The organism is Kribbella orskensis (genome assembly GCF_004342085.1).
In the GTDB taxonomy this organism is placed as follows: Bacteria; Actinomycetota; Actinomycetes; order Propionibacteriales; family Kribbellaceae; genus Kribbella; species Kribbella orskensis.
In genome coordinates this window covers 62,693-78,454 of sequence record NZ_SLWM01000026.1, presented here as the reverse complement: position 1 = coordinate 78,454, position 15,762 = coordinate 62,693, and the positions used below count along the sequence as shown (strand labels likewise).

Genomic DNA, 15,762 nt, shown 5'->3' with positions numbered 1-15,762 from the left:
CCTTCCAGCGGAGGGGAAGTTGCAGTATCTCGATCTCGCCTTCAGCGCGGACGGACGCTACCTGGCCGCGGGTGTGCAGGCGGACGGGTCCGTTCATGACTTCAGTAGTACGGCCTATGCCCTGATCTGGGACCTGCGTGCGCCTGGCAGGCAGCCGCGGATGGTGGCGTTTCCAGGTGAGTACCAAGGGATCGCCCTGAGTCCCGACGGCAGCACCATCTACTGCACCTTGCCGTTCATCGCCTTCGATGTGGCCACCGGCCAGCGGAAATGGCAACGCCCTGCGCTGCCCGGCTACGGCAGAGTCGAGGTCAGCACCAAAGGCGACCTGCTGGCGGTTCAGCAGTTCGCCGCAACCGGGCTCGACAAGGACACGATCGCCCTGGTCGACGCGCACACAGGCACGACGGTGAAGGTACTGCGCAGTCAGGTCGACACCACTCGAGGCCAGGCCTTCTCTGCCGACGGCAAGCTGCTGGCCACTGCTGAACAGAACGGGGAGGTCATCGTCTGGGACGTGGCGGCCGGCACCGCGCGCGAACGGATCGAGACCTCGGAAGTGTCGTGGGCCGTCGACTTCAGCCCGGACGGCCAGACGCTGTACACCGCCGGCGACGAGGGGATCCTGCGGGTCTACGACCTGGCCGGGCAACTGCGCTACCTTCCTCGGACGCGCGCTGTTCCAGCACGGCAATATCTCCACCTCCTCAGGTCCGATGACGGCATGACGACCGCCTACCTGTGGCGGGACGCGAAGGGGGCCTGGGTGTCCTTCGCCGACACGGCCACCGGTGCCGCCACCACCCCCACACACCTCAGCCTCGACCTGGAAGAAGGACCACGATCACCGGCCGCCTGGCGCCCGGACGGCCGGCGCCTGGCCGTCCACGACGCCGACACGATCACGACCCTCGACTCCCGGACCGGCAAGGTGCTCGAGTCGAGGGGATTCCAGGACGTCGACTCGCTCAGCTACGTCGGTAACGGCGAGCGCCTCGTCACCGGCAGCGCCAAGGGCATGATCTTCTTCGACGAGAAGCTTTGGGCCGAGGGGCAATACGCCTGGTGGCCGGCAGACTGCTGTACTGCGCGAGCTCCCGACGGCCGTACCGCGATGCTTTTCGAGCACTTCCCGGACGGCGCCGGCGAGCACTGGCGGATCGTCAGCACGGAGCAGGGCATGCTCCGCTCGGAGGGCGATCTGCCCGTGGACCTCAACCACGCCGCGTACTCGCCCGACGGGCGGCTCGTGGCCGGCGTCGGAGCCGGCGGCCAGGTCCTCACGATCGACGTGCAGTCGGGCCAGGTCAGGCGTGCAGCGACCATCAGTCACAACGATGAGGGCATGGTCGTCCGCTTCTCACCAGACAGCTCACGTCTGGTCTCGGGAGCCCGGGACGGCACAGTCAGCCTGTGGGACGCGCGCACACTCGATCTGCTCGGCACTGTCTCAATCGCTCCCGCGGACCGGCCGGTCGCCGCTGTTCCGAGTTTCACCGATGGCAATGACATCGTCACGATCGCGGCGTACGACGGCACGACCTATCGCTGGGACACCAGCGTCGACCGGAGCATCGCCTTCGCCTGCGCGATGGCCGGCCGCAACCTCACCTCCGAGGAGTGGACCCAGGCCTTCGGTGATCGCCCTTACGAGAAGACCTGTCCCTGAGACCGACGGGTTCGCAGTACCGGTCCGTCACTGACAAGGACTCGTATCTGAGCGAGTCCACACGCAACGAGTGCGGGACTTCGAGTCGCAGACGGCGAGAGTGGGGCGGGCTGGTGCCCGCCCCACTCAGCGCTTCGGTGTCAGGAGGTGGCCGCCAGGGCGTTCACCATGCCGGCGCCGAAGAAGGTGGTGCTCGACGGCCCGCCGGTGCACTGGCGGACGTCATCGGCCGGCCAGACGGCCGGGCATGCCGTCGGCGTCGCAGTACGCCGAAGCTGCGCTGCCACGGCACCCGGGCTCCAGTTGGGGTGGAGCTGACGGATCAACGCTGCCACTCCAGCCACGTGAGGCGAGGCCATGGACGTCCCACTGATCCAGACCCAGCGGGCGCCGTTGGCGTCCTCGACCGCGCGCCCGGGGACGGCGGCGGCCAGGGCCTCCCACTGCCCGGTGTCATCAGTGCTCGACCAGGCGGCAAGGACCCGGCCGAACGTCGTACCAGGAGTCTGCGCCGCGTCGCCACCTGGCGCCGTCACGTCCACGGTCGGACCTCCTGTGTTGGAGTAGCCGGCCAGCGTGGTCACGCCAGAGGCCGACACCGCGACCACACCGGGGAGTTCAGCAGGCGTGACTCGGCAGTTGTTGCGTACCTCGCGGGTCACGGCTGCGTCCGGCGGCCAGTCCGGGCTGATGGTGTCGGTGGTCGGGTGCCCCAGGTCCTGCGCCTCGTTGCCGGCCGCGGCCACGACCACGACGCCGCGCTGCTGTGCATACCGAGCAGCACTCTGCAGGTCCAGGAGCATGGCCCGCTGTTCGGCGTCGTTGCCGCAGAAGTAGAGCCACGGGTCGGCGAAGAGGCTGAGGTTGACGACGTCGAGGCGCTGGTCACCGGCGTACCGAAGCGCGGCAGAGACCGAGTCTGCGAAGCAGTAACCCGCGATGGTGCAGGCCTTGATGGCCACGATCTTGGCCTTGGGGGCCACGCCGGCGATGCCGACGCCGTTGACCCGACCAGCGATCGTGCTGGACACATGCGTGCCGTGGCCTTGCAGATCCTGGACGGCGGCTTTGTTGCTGCAGTTACCGTTGGCGATCTCCCGCGGGTCGGCCGTCGGCGTAGTCGAGAAGATGAACGAGCACGACCGAGCGACGTCGATGCTGCCGACAAGGTCGGGGTGGGTGAAGTCGACCCCGCCGTCGATCACCCCCACATCGACACCGTCACCGGTGGCGTTGGCGTACGACGCCGCTCCGACCCCGATCGCACGCATGTCCCACTGGCAGGCGGACAGCGGCTCGGGTCCGGCTGCGACGCCGAAGAATGCCTGGCAGTTGGCAGACGCCGTCGCCGGTGTCAGTGCTCCGGGTGTGGCCGCATTCGCCGAGGTCAGCAACCCCAGCGTCAGTGTGAGCACGGCTCCCACGATCAGCACGAACTTCCTCATCTGATTCCCCTTCCCCAGGGAGGCGCGGACGACTCGGAACAGAACCGGCGCACCGCCCAATCAATTGCCTCATGATCGATCCGCACAGGGAGTCTTGCAACGCCTCGGCCAAGGTTGTTGGCGTCACGGGCTGGTTGGCGTGGAGGTTCGTGAAGCTCTGCTCAGCAGGTCGACTTGACCTTGGTGGACAAAGTGTCCACTGAGGCGACGAAAGCCTGAGACGCCGACAAGGCCGTGGCCAGGGTGGCGGCCGCCGGGGCGGACTTGGCCGTGGCAAGGCTGGTCTTCAGCGCGTTGTAGGCCGTTTCGACCGCGGTGAGCTCGGACGAGAAGTCCGACTTCGCATCGGTCTTGACCTGCGCCAGGTTGGTGTCGATTGCCGCCAGTCCGTTCTGCAGGTCACTGACGCCAGTCGACGAGGTGACATCGATCTTCTTGGCGTTGTCCACCGACGTCTTGAGATTGTCGACGGAATCGCACACGGCGGCGTTGTCGGAACTACAGCCCACAAGCGACACGCCGAGCACGAGAGCCGCGACAGCACGGACCGCGGACGACCTCATCCGCCGGTTACCCTGCTTGGTTGTGGGGTTGTCAGTCGAGGTGGTCATGGTGTTCTCCGGATCGTTTCGCCCACTGCCGGCTCCGCCATCAGAGCTCCGCGCGAGGTGGCGGCGCCCAAACCGCCGGCGCTGGGCATTGCGATGGCGTCGAGTCAGGCTCCTGAGCGGGACTCCACGTGACACCGTGCCGTCGATCCCCGCGATGGGTCATCACCCCGAGGGGATGATCCGGGGCGAGGTGGGTCAGACGCCCCTCGACCGCTGCCCGATTGCACCGAACGGGCATGAAGATCAAGAGGCGAGTGCCAGGTAGCCGAGCACCGTGAGAACTGGCACGAACAGTCCCCAAGGGAACGCAGTACCACTCGTGCAGGAGCAGAAGTACCAAGCGGTGCTGGCGGTGCTGCCCGATGGACGGTCTGTGACCGACGTGCCCTTGCGCACCGGTTCGGCGGCACGCTCATCCGTGGTGGATGACGCGTAGAGGTGACGCGCGCACCAGTGTGGGGGCAGGCATATCGACGCCTCCTGACAGCACTCACGGACCGCGACCCGAGATGACTTTGCGGCTTTGAGCAAGTGCTCAGGAGAGGAGAGGAAGAGTGGAACATGGCAATCGGGCCAGTACAGCTCATCGTGCTGGGGTTCCGGCACCCTGACTTCCACGGTGAGATCATCGCCGAACTCGAACGGCTCCGGGCGAGCGACACCGTCCGCGTGATCGACTCGCTGGCGGTCTACAAGAGCGCGGACGGCGACCTGGAGGCGGAGCATCTCAGCAACCTGTCCGAGCAGGAAGCGATCGAGCTGGGCAGCAAGATCGGGGCGCTCATCGGCCTGGGCTTCGAGGGCGAGAAGGGCATGGTGGCCGGCGCGGAAGCCGGCGCCGAGGCGGTCGCCGAGCAGGGCGGCGTGGGCGTGTTCACCGGCGAGGATGCCTGGGATGTGCTCGAGGAAATCCCGAACGACTCCGCCGCGGCGCTCATCCTGCTGGAGCACCACTGGGCCGTGCCGCTCCGGGATGCCATTGCCCGGGCCGGGGGGTTCCGTATCAGCGACGGCTTCATCAGCCCACTGGACCTGATCGAGATCGGGCTGGTGTCGGCCGACGAAGCCAAGGAACTGCACGAGATGGAAACAGCGGGCGCCGCCAGCTGACCGGGTGGCCGGCGTTCGCCACCGACAGGGAGGAGGAGAACCGGATGCTTGGATCACGCAGGGTCGCGCGCCGGACCGGGCGCCGCACCGCGCGCCGTGTCTCGCGCCGCAGGTAACGGCTCACAGCGAGTAGGCCCCAACCAGCGGGACCGCTTTCCCACGCGCCCGGGCGAACCGCCCGGGCGGCCTCCGCCTGCCACGGGGGGTGGTGTCGCACGCCGAGAAGGCGGAGATCAAGGCAGATGTCGAACAGACGCTGCCGCTCAACAGCTCCGGCATCGTGGCGATGTTCGAGCCGCAATGGACGGACGCTATCGACAAGGCGCTCTCGGGTGCCAGCAACGTGACGAAGGAGCAGGTCGACGGGAACAGCGCAGACGAGGCAAGGCCGCGGCCGCGAAGAATCCGCCGGCTACGACCGCGTAGCGCCGTGTCCAGCCCGACCGTGCTCGACCTGACCTCACTTGAGCTGGGCCCAACGGGGCGGTGAGAGCCGGCGATCAGGCCCGATCCTCAGGTTCGGGTCCGACGAAATCCGGTGGAGGGAGCTCCCCATGACGGAGCGGACACAGGCAAAGCGGACACAGGCAAGGCGGACACAGGCAAAGCGGACACAGGCAAAGCCTTCAACCGCGGCTCGGGCGGGTCGGGCTGCCTCGTCCGGGGGTGCCGCGCGGGCTCACCCGTACCGGACGGTTGACGAGCGGGTCGCGCGGGGTCGGGCGTGGCGGGATGCGGCGCCGATCGAGGGGCACGCCAAGTACGAGATCAATCGTCGGCGGAAGGATCCGGTTAGGATCCTGCGGGCTCAGGATGACGCCCGGGTGAAGGATCTGGTGCCGATCCGGTACGGGCGGATGAGCGCGTCGGCGTTCGCGTTCTACCGCGGGTCGGCCGCGATCATGGCCTACGACTTGTCGAGTCAGCCGTGGACTCCGGGTCATACGCAGTTGTGTGGTGACGCCCACCTGTCGAACTTCGGGGTGTTCGCTTCCCCCGAGCGTGACCTGGTCTTCGACGTCAACGATTTCGACGAGACGCTGCGCGGCCCGTTCGAGTGGGACGTCAAGCGGCTGGTCGCCTCGTTCGTGTTGGCGTCCCGGGATCGTGGTTTCAAGCGCAAGGAGGCCAGGACCGCGGTGCGTACAGCGCTACAGGCGTACCGGGCGGCGATCACCGAGATGGCTCAGCTGGGGACGCTGGACGTCTGGTACACCAGGATCGACGAGCAGATGCTGCTCGACGCGATCGCCCAGATGGGCGACCAGCAGGGCAAGGTGAAGAAGAAGCTTCGGAAGAGGGTCACCAAGACGGCGACGGCCAACTTCGACGCCGCGCGGCGCAAGACCTCGATGAAGGCGGCGCGGAAGTTGACCGAGGTCGTGGACGGCCACCACCAGTTCCGGGAGGACCCACCGCTGCTGTCCCGGCTGGCCACCGAGGACGACCGCCGCCTGGTGGAAGTGGGCTTCTCCGACTACCGGGCGACGCTGCGCCAGGACCGCCGCCGCTTGCTGGAGCGCTACGACATGATCGACATGGCCCAGAAGGTGGTCGGGGTGGGCAGCGTGGGCACCCGAGCCGGGATCATCTTGCTCAAGGGGCGGGACGACTCCGATCCGCTGATCATGCAGTTCAAGGAGGCCACGTCGTCGGTGCTCGAGCCGTACCTGGGCGCCAGCACGGCAACCCAGCACGGTGAGCGGGTCGTGGAAGGGCAGTGCTACATGCAGGCCGCCAGCGATATCTTCCTCGGCTGGGTGCGCGGCGAGGGCGGCCGAGACTTCTACGTCCGGCAGTTGCACGACATGAAGGGCAGCGTCGACACCACCACCATCCAACCGATCGGCCTGACCGCCTACGCCCGCTTGTGCGGCACAACCCTGGCCCGGGCCCACGCCCGAGGCGGCGACGCCGTCGAGATCGACGCCTACCTCGGCACCGACGACTCCTTCGCCGAAGCCCTCGAGGAGTTCGCCCAGGTGTACGCCGACCAAGCCGAACAGGACTACGGACAACTCCAGCAGGCCATCACCGAGGGGAAGATCCAGGTTCAGACCGGCATCTGAGCCGCTGCGAATCCTACGACGGGTCGAACAATGAACTCGATGGCGGCTATCTGGATCTGATCAATCCTCTGATCGATGCTCGTCCGCCTCACTCGAAGCGGGCAGCAGCGAATCCGATGCCGACCTTTGTACGTCAAAGACTTCGGTCTTGAGGCCGGGCCGCTGGGACAGCCACTGCATGTACGACTTGGATTCATCGAGATCGGGTTCCGCACCACCGGGCAGGGGGCGGTTGAACACGAGCCGGGCGGTGGCCTCGAGCGCGCTTCGGAGCAGATCGGCAGGACCGCTCGCCTCGAACCCCAGGGTCCACCAGTCTTGGCCGATGGTGCTGACCTCGGTGAGTTCCACGTCGCACTGTGGCTCCTGGTCCAGCTCAGATGCGCGCGCCACGATCTGTCCTCCGGCAAGTGCGAAACGGCTGATACGCCGCCTTTTGCGCACCGGCCGCCAGCCGGGCGGAGAGCCGCTGTACTGGTCGGGCGGGCTGGCCGGAAAGGACCACTTCTGCCAGGACTCCAGGCGTCCGCGGGCATGGCCCGCCACCTCCAGGATCCCCGGGCTCCCGTGGTACATCTTGACCTCGAGTAGCCTGCCCCCGCGGACTTTCACCGAAAGCCCAGGCAACCGCGGATCCAACAGGTAGCTGTCCTCGCGTGACTCCGTCTCGATCGGGAACCGCCCGAACCATCCGGTCACCGCGGTCTCCAGCCGGCCCGGGAAGATCCAGCGCACCTCCAGGCTGCGGACTTCCTCGGCGGCCCGGCCCTCAAGCGGTTCAGCCGTCATCTACACACGCTCCTGACGTTGGCCGGATGCCACCATGTCTGTGGGCCTGTCTACTCAGTCACTTGTCGCGGGTGGGGGTGCCAGTCATCGGCAGGGCACCGCCCTCAGCGGCCTCAAGCTCGTCCTTGTCGGGCAGTCCGCGCACGGTTCCGATGATCGCCACGGCGATGGCGGCCCCGATCAGCGGGCCTGCGATATAGACCCACCAGCCCGTGTAGTCGTTGCCGACGATGTCGGGCCCGAGGGTGCGGGCCGGGTTCATGGACGCGCCGCTGATCGGGCTGGCGAACAAGCCGAGCAGGGCGACCGTCGAGCCGACCGCGATAGCCGCGTTGTGGCCGATGCTGCGGCCTCCGGTCGCAGTGTTGAGGATGACGCTGGCCAAGATCGCGGTCAGGACGGCTTCCATCACGAACGACTTCCACTCCCCGCCGGGAGTGTTGACCGGGTAGTTCCCGCCCGTGCTGACGTCGCCGAACATCAACTCCAGGAACAGCGCGGCACAGATGGCTCCGGCGAACTGGACCACCCAGTACGGCACCACCCATTTGGTGGGAAACACTCCCCGGGCGGTAAAGGCGAAGGTCACAGCGGGGTTGATGTGGAGTCCCGACAACGGGCCCCAGGCGTAGATCATCGCCATCACCACCGCCCCAGGCGCGATCACCGCCGCGGTCCTGCTGATCGGTTCGTTGCCCACGTAATGGTTGATCACACCCGATCCGGCCGCCACCGTCACCAGTACGAAGGTGCCCAGAAACTCGATGATCAGCCGGATCCACAACGGCCGTTGCCGCAGGGTGTCTTCCTCGAACCGGATTAAGTACCGGCGCCTCAGGGACGCTTCGTGCTCAGCATCGGGATCGATGGCGGGGTCTGCCATGGTGCGTATCCCTTCCTTCTCGGCCGTCCGGGCTGGATCGCCCGGGTTCGGTTTTCAGATGTCGGTGGTCGCTTCGGCTCTGCCGACTTCGACAGCGCCCTGGAGCGCGGCGTAGTCGCGCTCGTTCTGGTCGGCGTAGGTTTCGGCGAAGTCGGCGATTGCCTGGTCGAAGGCGTCCGAGCCGCCGAGGTAGGCGGCCAGGGCGACGCGGTCGCCGGAGCGAGCGTGAGCGCGGGCCAGGGTCCATCCGCACACGCGGGCATAGACGACCATGCCGGAGGGGGCCGCCTGCTCGATCGGGAAGGAGAACTTCCAGTCCTTGAGCTGGCGGACGTAATAGTCGCGGTCCACTCTGTCCGGGCCTGGCGTGTGGGTCCAGCCGAGGAAGATATCGCTTTCGGCCTGCATCAGGTGCTGTCCAGCGACCACGCGCTCGCCCTGATTGGTGTACTGGCTGCGCCCGCAGTAGTCCGCCAGGACCGACGGCTGTGCCTCCTTGGCCTGCAGGAACACCGGTTCGACTCCGTCTCCACTATCCATCAGCACGATCCAGGCGCGGGTGCCGACGCTGCCCACGCCGACGACCTTGCGGGCCGCCTGGACCAGCGTGAACTGCTCGAGCAGGTGCCGCCGGTCGGACTGCAGGGTGCGCCGGTACTTACCCAGCACCGTGCGGATCTGCTCATACACTGCACTGGCCTGCCGTCGGCGAAGACCTCCTCGACGGGGACGACCATCGGGGGGTCACTGATGATCCGCCGACGGCCCTCGTCCACCGTGGTCAGCTTGCGCAGCGCCTGGGTGCTGTCGCGGGTGTGGGCCTTGGCCAGCATCTTCTCCGTGGCCTTGAACCCTTTGGCCTTCATCTGGGACCGGAACTGCCCGATGGCCTCTTCGATGTCCAGGTGCGCGTACCAAACCTCGAGGAACGTCTGCTCCGCGAACCCGCGCATCGCCTTCCGGTACCCCTTCACCGCCGCGAGGACGATCTTGCGGCGGTGCTTGCCTCCGAAGCCGTTGTCCCGTCCCGCCACTGCCAGGCTCGCCGCCAGCCGCTTGACGTCCCATTCGAACGGGCCGGGCAGCGTCTCGTCGAAGTCGTTGACGTCGAAGACCAATTCCCGCTCCGGTGAGGCGTACGCGCCGAAATTGGACAGATGCGCATCTCCGCACAACTGCACCCGCAGCCCTGAGGTGGGCGTCGTGGCCAGGTCGGCCGCCATCGGCAGCGCAGCGCCCCGATAGAACGTGAACGCCGACACCAGCATGCGCCCGTGCCGGATCGGCACCAGCTCCGGCACCCGCGACTTCGACTGCTCCAGCAACAGCCGCACCGGATCCCGCGGCCCGCCGGGCTGGAACTCCGCGTGCGCCTCACGCGGAGTGACCCTCCGGGCATCCTTCCCCAGGGCGACCCGGTCCGCACGGCTCAACTGCCCGAGTGTCCCGGCCCGCTTCGAATCTCTACGGAACGCCCGCTCGGCGGAGCTCGCCAATCTGCCGCCCTGAGTCTTCACAGTCATAGCCACCCCTTCCGCCCACGCGATCGAGAAGCGCCGAACCAGATCCAGCGGATCGTGGAATTCTTGGACCGACCAGAGCATCGGCCACGCAGCGCGCCTGGTGGTCTGGGAACCGTGGGGCAGCATCGTTCCCCGGACCATGCCCCTACCCTGATACCGCGAGGGGCAGCGCGGCATCACCCCTGCTGGGTGACGAGAGGCCGAACTCGGCGGCGTCGACGACGCGGTGGATCCGGTCGTGGGTGTCGCGGGTGCGCTCGCTGCTCGGGTGGCTTTCGCGCGGGTGTGCGGCCGGCAGCATTCACGGCCGACCGCATAGATCACCCGCGGAGGATGAGGCCCGGCGTCGCCCGGCGCGACAGCATGTGCAGATCGGGGGGTCGGAATCGACTCGCAGGGCCTCCAGCAGATGCACTTCGCGAGCTGACCTCGAGCAGGGAGGGGCCGCGAATCTCAGAGGAGGAACGATGGCGACACCGGCGACTGGAACCTCTCGCCCGGGCGTCAGCGTCGGCCCGACGAGCGAGTTCAGCTTGTTCTTCCAGGTCAAGCCGGGCGAGGGCAAGGTCCTCCGGATCGCGCTCGAAGCCCTCCAGGAAACACCTGGGTACCGTCCGGGCGACTACGGCATGGCGGTCGCAACGATCCACGAGGCGCGGTTCGTGCTCTTCGACGACGACACGCGGCTCGCGTTCGTGACGAGCTTCGACGGCCCGTGGGACGCCTACATGGAGGACTTCTTCACGTCCGGGCCGACGCTCGAGCTCTTCGACGTCATCTTCCGGCACGTGGTGGGCTACGCGGGTCTTCCGGATCTGGCTGCGCTGAAGGCGTTCATCTTCGACGCGCAGCAGACCGCGGCGGCCTACGCGAGGAACTACGGCGGCACCGTGAAAGAGATCCGGAAAGCTCAGCAGGTGTTCAAGGCTTTCCAGCAGGTGCTGGACCATCCCGAGGCCGCGGAGGCGTTGCAGCACCCTGCCTTGCGCCCGCTCCTCGACGAGGCCGCCGACTAACCAGCCGAAAGGCAGAAGCGGAGACCGAGTACGCCGATGTCGGACCACATCTCAGGGCCGCGCGCGTTGGCCGACCCGATCGCGGACATCACCGACGTCTACGCGTTTCCGAGCCCGGAGCGCCCGGGACAGCTCGTACTCGTGGTCAACACCCTCCCCTTCGCCAAGCCCTCGGACCTGCTGTCGGACGGGCTTGTCTATCGCCTCCGGCTGCACCCGTTGACCGTGACCGCGGGGGATCCGGTGCCGTTCACGGTGCAGCCTGAGGAGTTCGTCTTCGACTGCGTGTTCTCCCCTCCTCTGAGCGGTGAAGGCGTCGAGCAGGAAGGCACCTGTACCACCCCAGCGGGCGAAACGGTTTCGTTCCGGGTGAATGACGAAAAGGGCGGCTCGGCGCACGGAGTACGCGCCTTTGCCGGCCCGCGCTGGGATCCGTTCATCATGGACGCCCCCGCCGCGCTGAAGACGATCGCGACGGGCGAGTTGGCCTTCACCGATCCTGGGGCGATCTTCCTCGACGGCAAGAACGTCCTCAGCCTCGTGGTCGAGATCGACTCCAGACTGCTGGGCGGTGCGGAGCTGGTCGGGGTCGTCGCGGAGACCCTCACGCGCGGCAAGTTCGGCGTACGGATCGAACGCGTCGGGCGACCCGAGGTGAAGAACATGATGCTGGCGCCGAAGCAGTTCGATCCGGTGAACCGGGACCTCGAGATCCGTGACCTGTACAACATGGAGGACGCGTTCCAGCTCGGAGAGTCCTACCGGGGTGCCTACAGGGCGCGGCTGAACGCCAACCTCGCCTTCTGGGACGGACTCGACGGCAAAACCGATTGGGTCCCGGACGGAAACGGTGACCACCCACTGACGCAACTGGTCCTCGCCGACTTCCTCGTCGTCGACCTCACCAAGCCGTACGCCGAGCGGGGCTCCTTCCTCGAGATCGAGCTTGCCACTCGCCGGGGCAAGGCACACGAAACCTGTGGCGGACGGGCGCTCAACGACGACGTGATCGACACGATCTTCACCCAGCTCGTCAACGCTGGAAACGGGCCTGTCATCCGTGACGGGGTCGACCAGGCGTCGAGGCCGGCCTCGACGACGTTCCCTTACCTGGCGGCGCCGAATCCGAACCCACCCGAACTGCCCGAGCACCTCTAGCGATGGAACGCGGGTGAACGCAGTGACCGCCGGGGAGACCATCGGCCTCGAACTCGACGACATCCAGAGCGGCGCGCTGCACGAGCGACCGTCGCCCTACGTCGGAAGCTACCTCCTGCTGCGCATCGACGACCGAGCCGCAGGACGCGAGCTGGTGCGGAGACTGCACCCGCTGGTCGACTCCGGACGACCCGCGTCCGATCCCATCCACGACGCCTGGATCACGGTCGCCTTCACTTATCACGGCTTGCAGGCGCTCGGCGTACCGCAGGACTCGCTCGACAGCTTCGCTCCGGAGTTCCAGCAAGGGATGGCGGCGCGCGCGGCCGAGCTGGGGGATGTGGGCGAGAGCAGCCCCGTCAACTGGGAGAAGCCGCTCGGCACCCCTGACGTCCATGTCGCCCTGGCTGCGCTCTCCCCCGATGCCGCGCGGCTGCAGGCGGTCCTCGAGAAGGTACGCCGCGCCCACCATGAGCTTCCCGGCATCGAGTTGATCTGGCAGCAGGACTGTTACCAGCTTCCGACCGGGCGTACCTCCTTCGGGTTCAAGGACGGGATCGGTCAGCCTGCGGTCGAAGGGAGCGGCATCCCCACTTCGAACCCGAAGGAGAAGCCGCTCAAGGCCGGTGAGATCGTCCTCGGCTACCCGGACGAGACCGGCGAACTGGCGCCGATGCCGACTCCGGAGGCGCTCGGTCGAAACGGCACGTACGTCGTCTTTCGCAAGCTGCACACGAAGGTGGCGGCGTACCGGCAGTATCTTCACGCGAGGGCCGCGAGCCGCGAGGAGGAGGCACTCCTCGGCGCGAAGATGGTCGGGCGCTGGCAGAGTGGCGCTCCGCTCGCGCTCTCGCCCGAGCGAGACGATCCCGAGCTCGGCGCCGACCCGCGCCACCACAACGACTTCCTGTACGGCGACGATCCGCGCGGCTTCAAATGTCCGGCCGGAGCGCACGCGCGACGGGCGAACCCGAGGGACGCGCTCGACCATGACGGCAGTGTGAACGTGCGTCTCCACCGGATGATCCGGCGCGGTACGAGCTACGGCCCGATGCTGCCCGAAGGCGTGCTCGAGGACGACGGCATCGACCGGGGCATCATGTTCGTCTTCGCCGGCGCGCACCTCAAGCGGCAGTTCGAGTTCGTCAAGACCCAGTGGCTGAACGACGGCATCTTCATCGGGGCCCCGGCCGACAAGGACCCGCTTGTCGGCGCGAATGACGGCTCGGGGGCCTTCACCATTCCCAGAACGCCGATCCGTCGCCGGCTGCAGGAGTTGCCTCCGTTCGTCGTCACCCGCGGCGGCGAATACTGCTTCGCCCCAGGCCTGCGAGCACTGCGCTGGTTAGCGGAGCTCGAGACGTGAACAGCCTCGATCGAGAAGAGGGACCCGACGTGGCCACGAACTCCACAGGTACCGACCGCTGGAGCGCGCTGGACTTCGGTCCGCCGCCGTCCGACCTCGCCGAGCCCGACTCCCCCGTGCTCGTCGACTACCTCTCCGACGGTCGCATCGCCCTCATCACCCTCAACCGGCCGCACGCCGACAACGCGATCACCACGGAGATGGGCGCTCGCCTGACCGAGATCGTCGAGACGGTCGCGGTCCGCCCCGCAGTACTCGTCGTCATCCTGACCGGAGCCGGGGAGCGAGCCTTCTCCGTCGGCAGCGACCTGCGGCAGCGCAAGGGCATGACGAAGGAGGACTGGCTCCGTCAGCGTCAGGACTTCGATCGCACGCTGTACACGGTGCGCCAACTGCGCAAGCCGATCTTTGCCGCGGTCAACGGAATCGCGTACGGCGGCGGCTCCGAGCTGGCCCAGAGCACGGACTTCATCATTGCCTCCGACAACGCAACCTTCGGCCAGCCCGAGGCGATGCTCGGCCTCGCGGCGGGCGGGGGCTCGCCGGTGTTCCTGCCCAAGCTGCTCCCGCGGGGGAAAGCCCTGCAGATGTTGATGACGGGCGACCCCATCACCGCCCAGGAGGCGCACCGGCTCGGCATGGTCAACGAGATCCACCCGCCGGCCGAGCTGATGGGCGCCGCACGCAGAATCGCGGAGAAGATCGCGAGCAACTCGCCGACGGCGGTACAAGCGGTCAAGCGGGCCGTTCACCTGGGTGAGGGACAGCCGGTCGAGCAGGCGATCGCGATCATGATGGACGCGCACTGGCGTTCCGCCGTCCATCCCGACCGTGTCGAGGGAATCGGCGCCTTCAATGAAGGCCGGGAGCCGACCTTCCAGGATCCCGACTACTGATCTGCGCTACCGCGGTCAACCACCGCATCGACGAGGAGACTGAGACATGGCACTGGCGGAAGGTATCGAACAGGGGCGGCTGGCACTCCGGATGATCAACCCGGCTCCTTTCAACGCAGAGGCACCGCCTGAGGCGCTCGCCGGGCCGATCACTCCCAACGAGCTCCACTATGTCCGCAGCAACTTCGCGGTGCCGGTGCACGACGGCACGCTCGAGATCGGCGGAGCAGTCGGCAACCCACTCACCCTCACGCTCGACGACCTGCGCGCCCTGCCGGCGACCGAGCGGGCGGTCACGCTGGAGTGCGCGGGCAACGGCCGCCTCGAGATGCGACCGTTGCCGATCGGCGAACCCTGGGGAGACTTCGCGGTATCGACCGCCCGCTGGACGGGCGCGCTGCTGCACCAGGTGCTGCAGTTGGCGCGCCCCGCGGCAGACGGGGTCGACGTACGGTTCGAAGGCGCGGATCACGGCGCCTACCACCTCAAGCCGGTCCTCGCGGAGACCGACAAGGACGACCTCACCTTCGTCCGCGCGCTGCCGCTGGCCCACGCGTCCGATCCGGCGGCGGAGATCCTGATCGCTTACGAGATGAACGGCGCCCCCCTGGGCTCCGACCACGGAGCCCCGTTCCGGGTCGTCGTGCCGCACTGGTACGCCGTCGCGTCGGTGAAGTGGCTGAAGCGAATCGACGTGTTGACCGAGCCGTACACCGGCGAGTTTCAGACCGGCCACTACCTGTACGAGTGGCCGGACCGACCGGCCGAGGCCGTCAGCCTCATGCGTGTGCGGGCGCGCATCACCCATCCCGCTCCCGCATCGACCGTCAACGTCGGAAAGCACACTGTCCGCGGCAAGGCCTGGTCGGGCACCGGACCGGTGACGCGAGTCGAGGTCAGCCTCACCGGCGAGGGCGAGTGGTACCTGGCGAATCTCGAACCACCCGAAGGCCCGTACCAATGGCAGGACTGGTCGTTCGAGTGGAATGCGACCGACGTGGGAAGGCACACTCTCCGCGCCAGGGCGACCGACGCGGCCGGCAATGTGCAACCGGAGGTCCCGCCCTGGAACCGGCTCGGCTACGGGAACAACGCCGTCGAGGTCCCGTACGTCGACGTCCGCTGACGCGCCACAAGCCGGGGTTGTTGGATCAGGGAGGCGAGAACTGATGACCGACTCACAAGTCCCCTCGGGCGTGTCCCCCGCGAAGGGTCGGACTGCCGCTG

15 protein-coding genes are annotated in these 15,762 nt (G+C 67.5%); 9 read left to right on the top strand and 6 right to left on the bottom strand.

All coding sequences use genetic code 11. The features are described 5' to 3' along the window. Positions 1–19 precede the first annotated feature (19 nt). On the top strand, positions 20–1,669 hold the full coding sequence (locus tag EV644_RS38150; protein WP_158293050.1) for a WD40 repeat domain-containing protein: 1,650 nt from the start codon (positions 20–22) through the stop codon (positions 1,667–1,669). 140 nt (positions 1,670–1,809) lie between these two features. On the opposite strand, the gene EV644_RS38145 is transcribed toward EV644_RS38150, so the two are convergent. After that, a complete protein-coding gene (locus tag EV644_RS38145; RefSeq protein ID WP_132195615.1) occupies positions 1,810–3,114 on the bottom strand; it encodes a S8 family peptidase in 1,305 nt (434 codons plus the stop codon). A 161-nt stretch (positions 3,115–3,275) separates the two neighbouring features. Beyond that, a complete protein-coding gene (locus tag EV644_RS38140) occupies positions 3,276–3,725 on the bottom strand; it encodes a hypothetical protein (RefSeq protein ID WP_132195617.1) in 450 nt (149 codons plus the stop codon). A gap of 588 nt (positions 3,726–4,313) precedes the next feature. Between EV644_RS38140 and EV644_RS38135 the strand changes: the two genes are divergently transcribed. The 3 genes from EV644_RS38135 (at position 4,314) to EV644_RS38125 (ending at position 6,904) form a co-directional block, all read left to right on the top strand. Continuing rightward, positions 4,314–4,835 carry a hypothetical protein gene (locus EV644_RS38135; protein ID WP_199240243.1) on the top strand — a complete coding sequence of 174 codons (522 nt, stop codon included), beginning with the start codon at positions 4,314–4,316 and terminating at the stop codon, positions 4,833–4,835. Between the two features lie 208 nt (positions 4,836–5,043). Then, complete coding sequence (locus tag EV644_RS38130; protein WP_132195621.1) at positions 5,044–5,325, top strand: hypothetical protein; 282 nt, start codon at positions 5,044–5,046, stop codon at positions 5,323–5,325. A 334-nt stretch (positions 5,326–5,659) separates the two neighbouring features. Next, positions 5,660–6,904 carry a DUF2252 domain-containing protein gene (locus tag EV644_RS38125; RefSeq protein WP_241999331.1) on the top strand — a complete coding sequence of 415 codons (1,245 nt, stop codon included), beginning with the start codon at positions 5,660–5,662 and terminating at the stop codon, positions 6,902–6,904. A gap of 60 nt (positions 6,905–6,964) precedes the next feature. On the opposite strand, the gene EV644_RS38120 is transcribed toward EV644_RS38125, so the two are convergent. From EV644_RS38120 to EV644_RS47340, 4 genes are read right to left on the bottom strand one after another with little or no spacing between them, the layout of a single operon-like run. Continuing rightward, a complete protein-coding gene (locus EV644_RS38120) occupies positions 6,965–7,693 on the bottom strand; it encodes a hypothetical protein (protein WP_132195624.1) in 729 nt (242 codons plus the stop codon). 58 nt (positions 7,694–7,751) lie between these two features. Beyond that, positions 7,752–8,576, bottom strand: coding sequence for an MIP/aquaporin family protein (locus EV644_RS38115; protein ID WP_132195626.1), 825 nt, complete (start codon positions 8,574–8,576; stop codon positions 7,752–7,754). Positions 8,577–8,630: 54 nt separating this feature from the next. Then, a complete protein-coding gene (locus EV644_RS47345; protein ID WP_241999338.1) occupies positions 8,631–9,221 on the bottom strand; it encodes a DUF2252 family protein in 591 nt (196 codons plus the stop codon). Then, complete coding sequence (locus tag EV644_RS47340; protein WP_241999332.1) at positions 9,116–10,099, bottom strand: DUF2252 family protein; 984 nt, start codon at positions 10,097–10,099, stop codon at positions 9,116–9,118. The genes EV644_RS47345 and EV644_RS47340 overlap by 106 nt, the downstream gene beginning before the upstream one ends. A 467-nt stretch (positions 10,100–10,566) precedes the next feature. Between EV644_RS47340 and EV644_RS38105 the strand changes: the two genes are divergently transcribed. Genes EV644_RS38105 through EV644_RS38085 form a run of 5 tightly spaced genes read left to right on the top strand, consistent with a single transcriptional unit; the run spans position 10,567 to position 15,661 of the window. Next, positions 10,567–11,115 (top strand): hypothetical protein, encoded by a 549-nt coding sequence (locus EV644_RS38105; protein ID WP_132195628.1) that lies wholly within the window; start codon positions 10,567–10,569, stop codon positions 11,113–11,115. Positions 11,116–11,151: 36 nt separating this feature from the next. Beyond that, the gene (locus EV644_RS38100; RefSeq protein WP_132195630.1) at positions 11,152–12,273 is read left to right on the top strand and encodes a DUF4331 family protein; all 1,122 of its coding nucleotides are present in this window, start codon (positions 11,152–11,154) and stop codon (positions 12,271–12,273) included. 13 nt (positions 12,274–12,286) lie between these two features. After that, positions 12,287–13,639 (top strand): Dyp-type peroxidase, encoded by a 1,353-nt coding sequence (locus EV644_RS38095; protein WP_241999333.1) that lies wholly within the window; start codon positions 12,287–12,289, stop codon positions 13,637–13,639. Between the two features lie 29 nt (positions 13,640–13,668). Continuing rightward, positions 13,669–14,535, top strand: a complete 867-nt coding sequence (locus tag EV644_RS38090; protein ID WP_206751514.1) for an enoyl-CoA hydratase/isomerase family protein — start codon at positions 13,669–13,671, stop codon at positions 14,533–14,535. A gap of 46 nt (positions 14,536–14,581) precedes the next feature. After that, positions 14,582–15,661, top strand: a complete 1,080-nt coding sequence (locus tag EV644_RS38085) for a sulfite oxidase (protein WP_132195634.1) — start codon at positions 14,582–14,584, stop codon at positions 15,659–15,661. Positions 15,662–15,762: the final 101 nt, after the last annotated feature.